14 protein-coding genes are annotated in these 14892 nt (G+C 61.3%); 8 read left to right on the forward strand and 6 right to left on the reverse strand.

The genetic code is table 11. The annotated features are described in order from the left end of the window. Window positions 1-77 precede the first annotated feature (77 nt). Complete coding sequence (locus tag AC0V6V_RS12440; protein WP_486165676.1) at window positions 78-500, forward strand: hypothetical protein; 423 nt, start codon at window positions 78-80, stop codon at window positions 498-500. Window positions 501-536: 36 nt separating this feature from the next. Here the strand turns inward: AC0V6V_RS12440 and AC0V6V_RS12445 are convergent, their stop codons facing one another. Further along, window positions 537-1727, reverse strand: coding sequence for a glycosyltransferase family 4 protein (locus AC0V6V_RS12445; protein ID WP_486165677.1), 1191 nt, complete (start codon window positions 1725-1727; stop codon window positions 537-539). Between the two features lie 134 nt (window positions 1728-1861). On the opposite strand from AC0V6V_RS12445, the gene AC0V6V_RS12450 reads away from it, so the two are divergent. The 4 genes from AC0V6V_RS12450 to AC0V6V_RS12465 all read left to right on the forward strand — a co-directional run bounded on the left by AC0V6V_RS12450 (window position 1862) and on the right by AC0V6V_RS12465 (window position 6483). After that, window positions 1862-3025, forward strand: coding sequence for a phosphoserine transaminase (locus tag AC0V6V_RS12450; protein ID WP_486165678.1), 1164 nt, complete (start codon window positions 1862-1864; stop codon window positions 3023-3025). 108 nt (window positions 3026-3133) lie between these two features. Then, on the forward strand, window positions 3134-4717 hold the full coding sequence (gene serA / locus AC0V6V_RS12455) for a phosphoglycerate dehydrogenase (protein ID WP_486165679.1): 1584 nt from the start codon (window positions 3134-3136) through the stop codon (window positions 4715-4717). 140 nt (window positions 4718-4857) lie between these two features. Beyond that, window positions 4858-5964, forward strand: a complete 1107-nt coding sequence (locus tag AC0V6V_RS12460; RefSeq protein WP_486165680.1) for an ATP phosphoribosyltransferase regulatory subunit — start codon at window positions 4858-4860, stop codon at window positions 5962-5964. Window positions 5965-6006: 42 nt separating this feature from the next. Continuing rightward, window positions 6007-6483 carry a hypothetical protein gene (locus AC0V6V_RS12465; protein ID WP_486165681.1) on the forward strand — a complete coding sequence of 159 codons (477 nt, stop codon included), beginning with the start codon at window positions 6007-6009 and terminating at the stop codon, window positions 6481-6483. Window positions 6484-6487: 4 nt separating this feature from the next. On the opposite strand, the gene AC0V6V_RS12470 is transcribed toward AC0V6V_RS12465, so the two are convergent. Next, complete coding sequence (locus tag AC0V6V_RS12470; protein ID WP_486166352.1) at window positions 6488-7591, reverse strand: alpha/beta fold hydrolase; 1104 nt, start codon at window positions 7589-7591, stop codon at window positions 6488-6490. A 1082-nt stretch (window positions 7592-8673) separates the two neighbouring features. Here AC0V6V_RS12470 and AC0V6V_RS12475 point away from each other — a divergent pair. Further along, entirely contained in the window at window positions 8674-9963 is a 1290-nt protein-coding gene (locus tag AC0V6V_RS12475) for an adenylosuccinate synthase (RefSeq protein WP_486165683.1), read from the forward strand. Window positions 9964-10049: 86 nt separating this feature from the next. Next, window positions 10050-10628, forward strand: coding sequence for a L,D-transpeptidase family protein (locus tag AC0V6V_RS12480; protein WP_486165684.1), 579 nt, complete (start codon window positions 10050-10052; stop codon window positions 10626-10628). Window positions 10629-10634: 6 nt separating this feature from the next. On the opposite strand, the gene AC0V6V_RS12485 is transcribed toward AC0V6V_RS12480, so the two are convergent. After that, complete coding sequence (locus AC0V6V_RS12485) at window positions 10635-11015, reverse strand: DUF6768 family protein (protein WP_486165685.1); 381 nt, start codon at window positions 11013-11015, stop codon at window positions 10635-10637. Beyond that, window positions 11015-11581, reverse strand: a complete 567-nt coding sequence (locus AC0V6V_RS12490) for an RNA polymerase sigma factor (protein WP_486165686.1) — start codon at window positions 11579-11581, stop codon at window positions 11015-11017. The genes AC0V6V_RS12485 and AC0V6V_RS12490 overlap by 1 nt, the downstream gene beginning before the upstream one ends. Window positions 11582-11711: 130 nt before the next feature. Between AC0V6V_RS12490 and AC0V6V_RS12495 the strand changes: the two genes are divergently transcribed. Continuing rightward, the gene (locus AC0V6V_RS12495) at window positions 11712-12719 is read left to right on the forward strand and encodes a MarR family transcriptional regulator (RefSeq protein WP_486165687.1); all 1008 of its coding nucleotides are present in this window, start codon (window positions 11712-11714) and stop codon (window positions 12717-12719) included. A 9-nt stretch (window positions 12720-12728) separates the two neighbouring features. Here AC0V6V_RS12495 and AC0V6V_RS12500 read toward each other — a convergent pair whose 3' ends face one another. Together AC0V6V_RS12500 and lysA are read right to left on the reverse strand one after the other, a co-directional pair. Further along, window positions 12729-13616: a precorrin-2 dehydrogenase/sirohydrochlorin ferrochelatase family protein gene (locus AC0V6V_RS12500; protein WP_486166353.1), complete on the reverse strand. Its 888-nt coding sequence runs from the start codon at window positions 13614-13616 to the stop codon at window positions 12729-12731. A 14-nt stretch (window positions 13617-13630) separates the two neighbouring features. Beyond that, a complete protein-coding gene (gene lysA, locus AC0V6V_RS12505; RefSeq protein WP_486165689.1) occupies window positions 13631-14890 on the reverse strand; it encodes a diaminopimelate decarboxylase in 1260 nt (419 codons plus the stop codon). Window positions 14891-14892: the final 2 nt, after the last annotated feature.

Below are 14892 nucleotides of genomic sequence, written 5' to 3' on the forward strand. Positions count from 1 at the left end.
GGTTTGCCCGCTCTGCGCCTTTGATATAACTTCACCCTTCTGAGACTGGGTCGCGCCCATTCTTGGGAGGGAACACAATGGAACAATCTGTCAAAACGCCTTGGCACCTGTGGGTCGTCGGGGTTCTAACGCTGCTGTGGAATTTGGTTGGCGGCTTTAGCTACACGATGACTCGGCTGGGCAAACTCGCCGATCTAGGTATGGGCGCTGAAGAGATCGCCTATTTCGCTAGCCACCCGGTGTGGGCCAACACCTTTTGGGCGCTCGGCGTTTGGGGCGCGATAGTGGGATCGCTGCTGATCTTGCTAAGGTCACGCCACGCGGTGACGGCAACCTTCATCGCGATTGTCGGCCTTATCGGCTCGAACATCTACCAATATACAATGTCGGAAATTCCAGAGAGCCTGCAAAGCCCGATGCTTACAGGTCTAATCTGGGTGACCACTCTGTTTATGCTGTGGTACGCGCTCCGCATGAAGTCGGCGGGCGTGCTGAGGTAGAAGAATAGGCACGGGCGGCTACAGGCGCCCAGCCAACTACGCCACCGCTTGCTCCGCACTTTCCTTTGCGATCAGTGCTGCGCGCTCTTCAACCAGACGGACATACATGTCGGCGACCACGCGGTTGATCGCCTCCCAGCTGTATTCGCGAGAGTTCATCTCGCCCGCGGCGCCGTGGCGTGCGCGCAGGTCGTGATTGGTGCAATAAGGGGCCAGCGCGTCGGCATAGGCCTTGGTATCGCCTGGGGGCACCAGCCGGCCAGTTTCCCAATCATCGACAAGGCTGGATGCGCCGGTGGCACCGGCAGCCACCACTGGCAGGCCGCTCGCCATTGCCTCCAGCGTCACATTGCCGAACGTCTCTGTGATGGACGGGTTGAAGAAGATATCGCCGCTCGCCAGCGCCTTGCCCAGATCAGCGCCGGTTTGAAACCCTGCGAAGATTCCGCCGGGCAGAGCATCTTCGAACCAGCCGCGCGCGGGGCCATCGCCGATAACCAGAACCTTGTGCGGGGCCTGAAGTTTGCGCAGCTCGATAATGCTGTCGGCAAAGACGTCGAGGCCTTTCTCCATGACCAACCGGCCGAGGAAGACGATCGCAATTTCGTCATCCGCCAGGCCCAGGCTGCGGCGCCATTCCATATCACGCTTTGATGGGTCGAAGACGGTGCGGTCGACCCCGCGCGTCCACAGGCCAATGTCGTCATGCATGCCCTGCGCGATCAGCTCGTCAATCATGCTTTGCGATGGCGCGACCAGCGCATCGCAGCGATTGTAAAACCGCCGCAGCATCCACAGCACGGCTGGCTCTAGAAAGCCCATTTTGTAATAGCGCGGATAGGTCTCAAACCGGGTGTGAACCGAGGATAGCACCGGAATATCGTGTTCTTGTGCCCATTTGAGCGCCGCATGGCCCGATGGGTCGGGCGAGGACAGATGCACGATATTGGGCTGGAACTTCTCAAGATCGCGCCTGACCTTGGTATTAAAGCCGGTTGGCAGGCGATACTCGCTCCTTCCCTTCACCGGCATGCGCCAGCTGGGCAGGCTCACCAAATCGCCGGTTGGCTCAAAATCAGGTTCTTCGACGGTAGGAGAATAAACCCGCACCGCCGCGCCCAGACCCAGCAGCGAACCGACGAGGCGATTAAGCGCCTGGTTCGCGCCGTCGCGGGTGTAGTTATAATTGCCGCTAAACAGGGCAATGCGAAGATCGGAAATTTCCATGTTGAGCGCGGCATAGAATGTTGCGAGCCTGTTGAATAGCGTGTTTTGATTTGACTCTTGGGCCAGCATCTCTAGTGCCGCCGACGGGCCACGCGGTCCCAACGCCGCGCGAGCTCTCTGTAAGGAGAGAATACATGACTGAACTACCTGCCGAGCCTGCGCTGAAGCCTGCTCGTCCGCAATTTTCATCCGGTCCGACCGTTAAGTTCCCCGGATGGTCCCTCGACAAATTGAAAACCGAATCGCTCGGGCGCTCGCATCGCTCGGCTGTCGGAAAGTCGCGTCTTAAATACGCGATTGATCTATCGAAAGAGATGCTGGGCGTGCCCGAGGATTACCTCGTTGGCATCATGCCCGCCTCTGACACGGGCGCGCTGGAATGCGCGATGTGGACCATGCTGGGCCAAGGTCCGGCGACCGTTGCGGCTTGGGAAAGCTTCGGCAATGTCTGGATCCAGGATGCAGTGAAGCAGCTGAAACTGCCGAACCTGCAAGTGCTGGATGCCGATTATGGTGAGATCCCTGATCTGAATTCAATCCCGCAAGAAAACGACGTTGTCTTCACCTGGAACGGCACGACCTCGGGCGCGAAGATCCCCAACACGGATTGGCTGGAGCCGGGCCGTAAGGGCGTGACCATCAACGATGCCACCAGCGCGATCTTCGCGCAGGAAATGGACTGGGCGAAGCTCGATGCGACGACCTATTCATGGCAGAAGGTGATGGGCTCAGAGGCGCAGCACGGTATGCTGATCCTCTCACCCAAGGCGATTGAGCGGATCGAAAGCTATGATCCTGAATGGCCGCTGCCCAAGCTTTTCCGCCTGAAGAAGGGCGACAAGATCAATCGCGGCATCTTTGAAGGCGCGACGATCAATACGCCATCTTTGCTGGCGACCGAGGATTACATCGCTGCGCTCGAATGGGCGCAGGCGCTCGGCGGGCGCAAGGCGATGTTCGAACGCGCCGATGCCAACGCGAAAATCGTGAACGATTGGATCGAGGCGACGCCTTGGCTGAAAAACATGGTCAGCGATCCGGCCAAGCGCACCAACACTGGCGTGTGCATGAAGTTCACCGGCGATTGGTACGAAAACCTATCGGCCGAAGATCAGGCAGCTGTGCCGAAGAAAATCGTCAAAATGCTGGAAGAACGGCATGTTGGCTATGACTTCAACGGTTATCGCGACGCCCCGCCGAGCTTACGCATCTGGTGCGGCGGCACGGTCGAGCAAGAGGATCTGAAACGTCTCTTGCCGTGGATCGAGTGGGCTTACGCCCACGTCAAAGCTGGCTGAAGCGATTGGGCGAGTCCCCGCGAAGGCGGGGACCTCCATCAAACATGCGATTTTCCTGACTGCCTGAGGTCCCCGCCTTCGCGGGGACTCGCAAAGGAGTAAATTCCAATGACCAAACCTAAAGTACTCATCTCTGACAAGATGGACCCGAACGCAGCGCGTATCTTTGAAGAGCGCGGCTGCGATGTTGATGTGATCACCGGTGAAACCCCGGACGAGCTGATCGCGCGGATTGGCGATTATGATGGCCTCGCTATCCGGTCTTCCACCACCGTCACCCCCGCCGTTCTGGACGCCGCAGCCAATCTGAAGGTTATCGGACGCGCTGGCATTGGCGTCGACAATGTCGATATCCCCTATGCGAGCGGCAAGGGCGTGGTCGTGATGAACACCCCGTTCGGCAATTCGATCACAACCGCAGAGCACGCGATCGCGATGATCATGGCGCTCGCCCGTCAAATCCCGGCGGCAAACACTCGCACGCAAGCGGGCGAATGGCCGAAGAAGGATTTCATGGGCGTCGAGGTGACCGGCAAGACGCTCGGCCTGATCGGCGCGGGCAATATTGGCGGGATCGTCGCCAGCCGCGCGCTGGGCCTCAAGATGAAAGTGATCGCTTATGATCCTTTCCTGACGGAGGAACGCGCCGTGGAAATGGGCGCGGAGAAGGTCGATCTCGACACGCTGCTGAGCCGCGCAGACTTTGTCTCGTTGCACACGCCGCTGACCGATCAGACCCGCAATATCCTCAGCCGCGAACGGCTGGAGAATGCGAAGCCCGGCATCCGTATCGTCAATTGCGCCCGCGGCGGATTGATCGACGAGGCCGCGCTTAAAGACTGCCTCGAAAGCGGGCAGGTGGCCGCGGCCGCGCTCGACGTGTTTGCCGAAGAACCGGCGAAAGAAAACCCGCTGTTCGGCGCGCCAAACTTCATCTGCACGCCGCACCTCGGCGCCTCCACCACCGAGGCTCAGGTCAATGTTGCGCTGCAAGTGGCCGAGCAAATGGCCGATTATCTGGTCAATGGCGGCGTGACGAACGCGCTCAACATGCCATCGCTATCCGCTGAAGAGGCGCCGAAGCTGAAACCGTACATGGCGCTGGCGGAGAAGCTCGGCAGCCTTGTGGGACAGTTGGCCCACGGCAATCTCACCAAGATCAGTATTGAGCGTGAAGGCGCAGCCGCCGCGCTGAATGGCAAGCCGATTAGCGGCGCTGTTCTGGCCGGTCTGATGCGTCGCTATTCCGACACGGTGAACATGGTCAACGCGCCGTACCTCGCCAAGGAACGCGGTCTCAACGTCAGCGAAGTGCGCCACGAGCGCGAGGGCGCGTACAACACGCTTGTGCGCGTCACGGTGGAGACAGAACAAGGCCCGCGCTCTGTCGCAGGCACTTTGTTTGGCAACACCGCGCCGCGCCTGGTGGAGATTTTCGGGATCGGGATCGAAGCCGATCTGGATGGCCACATGATGTATGTCGTCAACGAGGACGCGCCCGGCTTTATCGGCCGCATCGGTACGCTGCTGGGCAATCATGGTGTCAACATCGGCACATTCCACCTGGGCCGGCGCGATGCGGGCGGCGAGGCGGTGCTGCTGCTCTCGCTCGATCAGCCGCTGACGGCCGAAGTCATCGCCGATGCTGAAAAGGTCGAAGGCGTGAAGCTGGTCAAAGCTCTGGAATTTTGATGATCCCGGCAGATCGTCATCCCGGGAAGCGTAGCTCTGCAAAGCAGACCTGATCCGGGATCTCGGGCGTCTTGGTAAAATGCAAAATGCTCTAGATCCCAGCTTTCGCTGGGATGACGATTTGTTTAGGGACCGCCAGCATGACCAATACCGACAATCTCCTGCCCGTTGGGCTGGCCGACCGTTTGCCCGCCATGGCAAGCCGCATAACCCGCGCCATGCGCGCCAGTCTGGATGCGCTGCAAGCCCACGGTTATGACCGGGTGCGCCCGCCGCTGCTCGAATTTGAGCAATCCCTGGCCGCGCGCATGGAGGGGGTGAAGACCCGCAATGCGTTTCGTTTTGTCGATCCGGACAGTCTGCGCACGCTCGCCCTGCGCAGCGACATTACTCCGCAAATCGGGCGCATCGCGGCGACCAGCATGGCCGACAGCCCGCGTCCGCTGCGCCTCGCCTATTGCGGTGACACGGCGCTGATCCGGGCGGACCAGCTCGACCCCGCGCGCGAACGCCTGCAATTGGGCGCGGAGCTGATCGGGGCGGATACAGCGGAGGCAGCGGGGGAGATCGTTGCGTTGGCGGTGGAGGCCCTGCGCGCAGCGGGTCTCACCGGGATTTCGGTTGATTTCACTCTGCCTGATTTGGTCGATACTCTCGCAGAGAAGGCCATGCCGCTCACCGCTGAGCAGGCCGAAGATGTCCGGCGCGAGCTCGATACCAAGGATGCTGGCGGGCTGAAGCAGGCGGGCGGCGAGGCCTATTTGCCGCTGCTCTATGCAACTGGCGATTTTGCCGAGGCGCGTGACAAGCTGCGCGCGATTGACGCAGGCGGCGCATTGTCCAGCCGGATTAAAGGGCTTGAGGCGATTGCCGCGCGGGTGGGAGACGCTGCCCGCATCACGCTCGACCCGACAGAGCGCCACGGCTTTGAATATCAAAGCTGGTTCGGCTTTACAATCTATGCCGAGGGCGTGCGCGGAGCCGCCGGGCGCGGCGGCACATACCGCATCGGCGGCAGTGACGAAGCCGCAACCGGCTTCACGCTCTACGTCGATGCCGTGGCTGAGGCGGCGCCAGAGGCGGAGGCGGCAAACACGCTCTACCTGCCCAAGGGCTATGACGAAGACGCAGCCGCGCGCCTACGCGCAATTGGCTGGCGCACCATTGCACAACTCGGCGAAGACGAGGACGCCAAGGCTCTTGGTTGCACGCATATCGTTCATGGAGACGACATCACCGCGCTTTAGAAACCTATGCAATCAAGGCCTGAATTGGTGGGAGGGGTAGCAATGTTAAAGCTTATAGTCGCCGCAGCCAGCTTGGCGTTCGCAAGTCCAGCTGCCGCGCAATGGAATTATGAATTCAATGAAGGCGGCCATTACGCCTGGATCACCGATGGCGGCTTTGTCGAGAATTCCTACGACAACGGCATGCACGTGGTTTGCCCCGATGCGGCTCCGTCCGACTTCGACCCATCTGACACCCGCCCCCGCCAAGTGCTCTGCACATTCCGCGTCGCGCTTGACGGCGAGTATCCACGTCCGCCGGCTGTTGTGACCTTCACCTTCGACGATGGCACGGTGATAACTCGCCTGTCGGAACGTGTGGGCGGCGCTCGTCCCCAAATCGGGCTGGAAGGCGACTTGCTGCGGGCGATGGTGTCAAAGTCGAGCGTCACGGTTTCGACAGCCAACGGATCGAGCCACACATTCTCGCTCACCGGATCATCCGCGGCATTGCGCAGCGCGATGGGGCTGTCTTCCTGAGCGCTTAGCCCAAAACCCGTTCCAAAAACGCATCGACCATTGCGGTCGCCGGATCCCCGCTGGCCCCCAATTCCTGATTCATCCGCCGGTGATTGGTGTTTTGCACCGGCAGTGCGGCGGCATCGGCACCTGCGGCGGCCAATTTGCTGCTGAGCATTTGTGATTGCTCGGCCGATTCTAGGCGCGTCGCAACGTGCAGGATCAACCAATTGGGCGCATCTGGCCCGCCGACATGGGCGGCCGGTGACAAGGCGCTTTGCCGCGCGGCATCGGTGCCGAACACTTTGGTGTAAAGCGCCTTTTCCCGCGTGCCTGCGCCCGCAATGCTGGCCGCAATGTCATAGCCTGCGCCATCAAGCAGAACTGCGCCTTTGATCGCCCCGAACGCATCGCCTGCATATTGCGGATCGGTGCTGACCAAGGCGGCCAGATGCGCCCCGGCGCTGTGCCCCATCATTATGATCGTGTTGGGGTCAAAGCCCAATTCGCCGCCCTGCGCGCGCAGGGCGTTGATCGCGCTGGCGATATCCATTGCCTGCTCTTCAACCGTCGCATCCGGGACCAAGCGATAGCCGGTCGAGGCAAAGGCATAGCCAGCGTCGGTGAAATGCGCGGCCTTTTGCCCGATAGAGTTCTTGCGATCGCCAATCGTCCAGCCGCCGCCATGCACAAACAGGATCAACGGCGGAAGATCATTCCAGCGATCCGTTTGCGGCCCATCCTTGGGGGCATAGAAATCCGCTGCTTGGTTTGGATGCGCGCCATAAAAGACCGCAGCATCCACCTTCATACCTGCCTGAGCCGCCGCGCGGCGCTCCCCTCTTTCCCCGCGCCTTTCTCCGCGCTCGCCCCCACGGCGGCCGCCGCGTTCGCCCCGTTCACCGCGGCGTTGCTGGGCGCGTTCGCGGAATTCTGCCGTGCACGTGCTGCTGAATTCGGACAGGTTGTCGCGCAGGCAAGCCCTGATCTCGGAGCGGTCGCGGCCGCACAGCTCGACGACTTCCTGCCGGCATTCGCTCGAGACGCGGCCACTTTGTTGGGCGAGAATTGGTACTGCGATCATTGCTGTCGCCAGTGTGCCAAGGGGGAGAGCGTAGCGTAATTTCATGCCGGGTTCCTGTGTTTCAACTGAGGTCGCATGGTTTGCGCAAATGCACAGCCACGGTTCAAGTCGCGAATTGTCGCAGAGTGTCGCGCTGCCGATTAATGCTGGCTGGATGGCGGCGAACTGGCGTTGCTTTTTAGGGCGAGTGTGCGGGGCTGGTTGCGGCGCGTTGGTCGTGAGACTGACCTTGGTTGGGCGTTGGCTTATAGCGCCGCCGTCATCCTCAACTCGGTTGGCCTGTGGCCAGCTGCGCTTCCAGGGTCCATGCCTTGGCGCGACATACTTGGGTTTGAACCGGCGATGGATGCTGAACTGAATTCAGCATGACGAGCCTAGTCTCTGCCTCCGTCACCCCAGCGCAAGCTGGGGTCTAGTGCCGCTCAGCACGAGGCCAGACCGCCAGAGATCCCAGCCTTTCGACAGGCTCAGGAGAGTGCCTGTCGCTGGGATGACGGCGCGCGCCACTCGATATCGTTCAAGTTTTCCTACTCAGCGCCCGCTCGCTATGGATTGGCTATGTTTTTGCTCCCCGTTCTCCAACCTCCCACTTATCGACCAAATCGATCAGTCAGCGCATCTGCGATCGATTGGTTTTTTGGCCCTGTACTGTGTTCCAACCGTTCCAAGCGTGCTTCAGTAGCGATGAGTGGAGTGGGGTGGGAAGAGGAGTCGTTTGTGGTTCCGCACGCTATCCAGCGTGCGATGTCCTCGGTCGGCTTGTTGGGCGTCAAGCGCCGGCGTTCGCATCCGCTCACTTGGCTATCCTCGCTCATGCGATCTGGCGATCGCATCGCTGCGGGCGGGCGGTTGCCCTTGCGAGACCTCCGGTCTTGAGCCATTCCAAGCCAGCGATCCAGCACTAAGCGTCTTGGAGCTTTGCATCTGGCTCGGTCGCGGAGCACGGTCGGCGATCAGCCGACCGCAAGGCCCTTGCGGCCGCCCGCAGGCCCGGCAGGGCCGAGGAAATCGCACACCGGATGGTGTGCGAAACACAAACACCACCTTGCTCTTGCCCGCGCGACGCCCTAGGCCCGCGCGGTTTGTCGGGTCACACCTTCCCTACCGAATCAGCATGAAAGTAGAGCATGGCTAACGTCACCGTAATCGGCGCCCAATGGGGCGATGAAGGCAAAGGCAAGATCGTCGATTGGCTCGCCAGCCGCGCCGACGCCGTTGTCCGCTTCCAGGGCGGGCACAACGCCGGCCATACGCTGGTGATCGATGGCGAGGTCTACAAGCTCAGCCTGCTGCCATCGGGCATCGTCAGCGGCACGATGAGCATGATCGGCAATGGCGTGGTGCTGGACCCGTGGGCGCTGCGCGAGGAAGTGCAGAAGCTGGAAGGTCAGGGCGTTGCGATCAATGACGACAATCTGGCGATTGCGGACAACTGCCCGCTGATCCTGTCGGTGCACCGCGATCTCGATGCTCTGCGCGAGACCGCGGCGGGCAAGGGCAAGATTGGCACGACCGGGCGCGGCATTGGCCCGGCTTACGAAGACAAGGTTGGACGCCGCGCGATCCGTGTGTGCGATCTGGCGCATCTCGACCGGCTGGAGCCGCAGCTCGACCGGCTGTGCGCGCACCATGACGCGCTGCGTGCAGGCTTTGACCAGCCGCCTGTTGACCGTGAAGCGATCCTGGCGGAGCTGGCCGATGTTGCCGAGTTCGTCCTGCGCTTTGCGCAGCCGGTGTGGAAACGCCTCAAGAAGGTGCGCAAGGCGGGCGCGAAGATCCTGTTCGAAGGCGCGCAGGGCGTGCTGCTGGATGTCGATCACGGGACCTATCCGTTCGTCACCAGCTCCAACACCGTCAGCGGCACGGCCGCCAGCGGCAGCGGGCTTGGCCCGAATGCAACCGGCTTTGTGCTGGGCATTGTGAAGGCGTACACGACGCGGGTTGGCAGCGGCCCGTTCCCGACAGAGCTCGATGACGAGATTGGCCAGCGGCTGGGCGAGCGGGGCCATGAGTTCGGCACCGTTACTGGGCGTCAGCGGCGGGTTGGCTGGTTCGATGCGGTACTGGTGCGGCAAACCTGCTCGATCAGCGGCGTGACAGGCATTGCGCTCACCAAAATCGACGTGCTCGACGGGCTGGAAACGGTGAAGATCTGCACCGGATACCGGCTGCGCGGCAATGTGCTCGACTACTTCCCGAGCCATTCGGCGGATCAGGCCGAGGTGGAGCCGATCTATGAGGAGATGGAAGGGTGGAGCGAGAGCACCGTGGGTGCGCGCTCTTATGCCGACCTGCCAGCGAATGCGATCAAGTACATCCAGCGCGTGCAGGAGCTGATTGAGACGCCGGTGTCGCTGGTGTCGACCAGCCCAGAGCGCGACGATACGATCCTGATGAAGGACCCGTTTGAGGACTAGGGTTAGGGCTGCGCAAGTCCCTGCTTGGGACATAGGGGCCGATGCGCAATTGCGCGTGCGCCGACCTCGCGTTAGTTTGAAGACATATGAAGCGCTTGTTTGCCTTGATTGCTCTGCTGCTGACCGCGTCCTGCGTGGGTCCGGGCGGCGAGACCACTGCGGATGCTACGTCGGATGCTCGGGTGCATACCGGCGCCTATCCGGTGCCGCCTGCGGGCGCTTCGCGCAGCATGCCGAGGCGCGGCGCGCGCTTGGCCGACTACCTCATTGTCGACAAGTCAAAGCGCATGCTGGTCGCCTACAACAACGGCCGCCCGATCCGCGCTTACTATGGCTTGCAGTTCGGCGATGCTCCGGTGGGACACAAGCGCTTTGAGGGCGATGAGCGCACACCAGAGGGCCTTTACACCATCGACACGCGCAACCCACAAAGCAGCTATCACCTGAGCCTGCGGATCAACTATCCGAATGTGAACGACCGGCGCTTTGCCGCGCAATATGGCCGCTCGGCCGGCGGTGACATCTTCATCCATGGCCAGCCCAATGGCGCGGGACGGCGGATGCGCGGGGACTGGACCGATGGGTGCATCGCGCTCTCTAACGCAGAGATTGAGGAGCTGTGGCGCCTCGTGCCCGATGGCACCCCGATCGAGATCCGTCCCTAAACCGCATTAGCCATCGCGCTCTTCAGACAGCAGCGCGACTTGCACCTGCAGCTTCTTCACTTCGCGCAGGATCGTGAGCATGTTCATGCGGGCAAACATCCACTCCTTCGCAAACCCAATCACCACCAGCAATGCAACACCGGCGATCGCCCATAGCGCATGGATCATGGGGTGATCCGTGGAGTGAGCGACCTGCCAGATCACGAACAGGAACAGCACGCCCAGCGCGGCTGTGAAGGCGAAGATCAGCTTCGCCCATCCGCCCAGCGGCCCCTTCCAGCTGTCTCCAATCTGCTGGAACAGTCCGCGGTCGCCTTCTAGGTCTTTCAGGAATTCAAAGTCATCGTCGTCGAGCGCGTCTTTGATGCGGTCATCAGTGCTGGTCATCATATATCTCCTTCAGTGTGTTCGGATAAGGCCGCCTTCAACTTGCGGCGTGCGTGGAACAGGCGGCTTTTCGCGGTGCCTGCCGGGATCGATTGCACTGTGGCGATTTCGTTTAGGGTCAGCCCCTCGGCGAAGTGCAAATGCGCTGCGAGGCGCTGATCGGGCGGTAGGCTGGCAAAGGCCTGCTGCAATGCGAGTGCATCGTCCTGAGCGGGCGATTGCGCTTCTTCTGGCTCGGCCTTTGCAGCCTGATCCCTCTCGTGAATGCTCTTGCTCAGATGCGTCGCCCCGCGCCGGTGCAGGATTGCAAAGACATAGCTGCGAAACCGCGCCGGATCGCGCAGACTGCCAATGCCCTTCCAAATCCCGATCCAGCATTCTTGCGCCAGATCTCGCGCCAATTCGCGGTCGCCGGTGTAGCGATAGGCCGCACGGATCAGCCGAGCATCCCAGCGCTTGTGCAGGCGCGAGAGCGCTTTCTGGTCGCCCTGCTGCACCATCACGACGAGCAATTCGTCGAACAGAATGCCGGGTTTCGGCGAGGCAGGGCGGGTTTGCTCGGTCATTACTGGAGTAGTCGCGCATTCTGCGCAAAAGGTTCAATGACTTGGGTCAAATTGCCTCAGATTTACACGAATTCTTGACTTGGCCACGTTTTGTTCTAGTTGTGTTTCATTCTATCAAGGAGGCGATTCGATGGCTCAAGCAGATTTTTCGTACGATATGGCGCGTGACCCGGCCGGAGAACCTGCCAGTATTGCGGTGTTTGCTGATCGGCCCGCAATGCGCGGTCAGATTGCCGAGGACTTGGTCGGCGCTGGGTTTCGGGCGGCTGATGGCGGCCCGATTGCTGATCTGCTGGAGGGGCCCGTGCGGGTGCTGGGCGATGTTGTCTTGATCGACTGCCCGTCGGTGGACGCGCAGACGTTGGCGGCGCTCTCTAGGCTCGATATGCGGGTTGCGCGGTCGGGTTCGCAATTGATCATCTCCACCTCGCTCGATGCACTGGACGATGTGTTCGCCGCCATGGATCAGTCTGATCCTCAGTTTCTGGTCAATCCCACGCGGGCGGATCGGATTGTCGCGGCGGGCCGGGTGATTGCCAGCGTTTCCAATTCGCGCGTGCGTGAAATGACCGAGGAAGACCGGCTCACTCTGCTGCGGCTGTCTCAGCAGGTTGATGCCATCACCAGCAAACTGGAGGGGCTGTCCGACACACCGGTTAAGCCTCAAGGCTCAGACCAAGTGGCTGCGGGCGATTTTACGGCCAAGCAGACCGCAAGGGATGCCTCGGATCGGACTGATGCGGCTTTGGGCGATAGCAGCCCGACGCCGCTGCACACTGCGCGCCCGCCTTTGCCCGATCCCCGGTTGGTGCGGCAGATTATCGCCAATCGCCAGACCCGGGCGAGGTTCTTTGATGCGGAGCTGTTTGCTGATCCGGCCTGGGATATGCTGCTCGATCTGACGGCGGCTCATGCTGAGCACCGCCGTGTCTCAGTCACCTCGCTGTGTATTGCGGCCGGGGTTCCGGCGACAACGGCGCTGCGCTGGGTGCGGCAGATGGTTGATAGCGGCATTTTCGTGCGGATCGCCGATTCTACCGACAAACGCCGGGCCTTCGTCGCGCTGAGCGAGGCGAGCGCGGATGGTATGGCGAGCTATTTTGCGGCGATCGATGCCCCGCTCAACCTGGCGGCTTAAGCCTGCTGGTTAGTCTGCGCTTTGCCAGCGCAGGATCACGGTTAGAGTGTTGCGGCTCTCACTGAGTACAAACTGTTCAGCGGCGCGGGGGCAGCGAGGGGGAGAGCTATCACCGCCGCTGCCAGCGTTACCTCGCTGTGCGTTGGGGCAAGTGCTCACATCGCAGCTAATGCGAATGGCATCGGCCCGTGCTCGGGCGAGGATGGCGGCGGGAATGTTGCCAATCGCGCAAACTGCATCGGCTTCGCCCAGCATGCGTGATTGCCGGACGGTCAAATCTTCCGGGTCCGCGCTGGAAATGACGAATTCCGCCGTTTCGCGGTTTTGCTTCTCCAATGTGCTGTCCAGCCAGCCCTCCACACGCTCTGGCGATTCCGCGTCTAAGGCGTCCAATGCGCCGCCCTCTCGCAAGGCCTCATCCAAGGCTCGCCGTCTGTCGCCGCCATCGGGAAACTGCTCGCGCAGCTTAGCACGCGCGGCGAACAAGGCCTCCGCCAATTTCCCAAGGCCCTGCGGCAAGATCCGCTCCAGCCTCAGCCGGATGTGTTTTGCAAGGCCCGCTGATGCGCCGCCGGTTCCGACCGCAATCAAGACAGGGTTGCGGTCGAGTATGCTCGGTGTGGTGAAATCGCATAGGTCAGGCTTGTCGACGACATTCACGATCATCCCGGCGCAGCGCAGGTTGATGGCGGCCACTTCGCATGCCTTCGCGTCATCGTAAGCGACAAAGGCAATGCGCACGCCTTCATCCACGGCTTGGGCCATATCATCAATGATGATCCCGCCTGCGCGCTCGACCAGGCGGCGCTTGGGCTCCGCCGCGTCGCCTTCGCCCAGAACCAACACCTTTTGCCCGGCAATCCGGTGAAACAAGGGAAGGCTCTGAAGTTCGCTCATCGGGCTGTGGTTACTCAAGCAAGCCAGTCGGGCACACGCTCGGCATCCATAATCGCGCCCGCATCAATGCGGTCCGCGACCACTGCGAACTGATCGCCATCGACCAAAACCTCGGCTACAAAGCCGCGTGAATTGTAGCTGGAGGCCATGGTCGCACCGTATGCGCCGGCTGTGCGGAACACGGCCAATTCGCCGCTCGCCAGTTCATCGCATTCGCGGCCCATCGCAAAGGTGTCGCCGGTTTCGCAGATCGGGCCAACGATGTTTGCGGTCATTTGTGATCCGCCTGGCTCTACCGCTTCGAAGTGGTGATATGCCCCGTATAGTGCAGGGCGCGCGAGGTCATTCATCGCCGCGTCGACGATGACGAAGGGATTGTTGAGCCCGCGCTTCACGCGCACAACCCGGGTCAGCAAGACGCCTGCATTGCCCGCGATCACCCGGCCCGGTTCAAAGATCAGCTTTACGCCCCAATCCTCCGTCACCCGCGCGACCATTGCGCCATATTCGGAAGGCGGGGGCAGTTCCTCACCCTTTCGGTATGGAACGCCCAGGCCGCCGCCCAGGTCGACATGGGTGATGTTGTGGCCTGCACCGCGCAGCGCTTTGACCAGCTCGCCCAGCTTCTCAAACGCGCGCTCCAGCGGCGCGATATCCGCCAGCTGGCTGCCAATGTGCACGGCGACGCCGCGCATGTTCACGCCTGGCGATTGGGAAAGCTTGCCAAAAATTTGGCCAGCCTGATCGATCGGTACGCCAAATTTGTTATCCGCTTTGCCGGTGGAGATTTTGTCATGCGTACCGGCATCGACATCCGGGTTGATGCGCAGCGCGCAATCGGCCGTCATCCCCATGCTTTCAGCGACTTCGGCGAGCTCGACGCCTTCTTCTTCGCTTTCAATGTTGAACTGGCCAATGCCTAATTTGAGCCCAGCAGCCAGCTCGGCGCGGGTCTTTCCTACTCCTGAGAAGACGATCATCTCGGGCGCCATACCGGCGGCAAGTGCGCGGCGGACCTCGCCAATCGAAACACAATCTGCGCCGTAGCCCTGACGTTGCAACACTTTGAGCACGGCCAGGTTGGGATTGGCTTTGACCGCGAAGGCGATCAGCTTGTCCGGTACGCCGTCCAAAGCCTCGCGAAAGACGCGGGCATGGCGCTCCAACGTGGCGCGTGAATAGACATAGACGGGCGTGCCAACCTCATCCGCGATCCGCGGCAAGGGTACGTCTTCGGCATGCATCACGCCGTCTTTGAGGGCAAAATGGTCCATAT

It is taken from the genome of Erythrobacter sp. S249, from assembly GCF_057364975.1.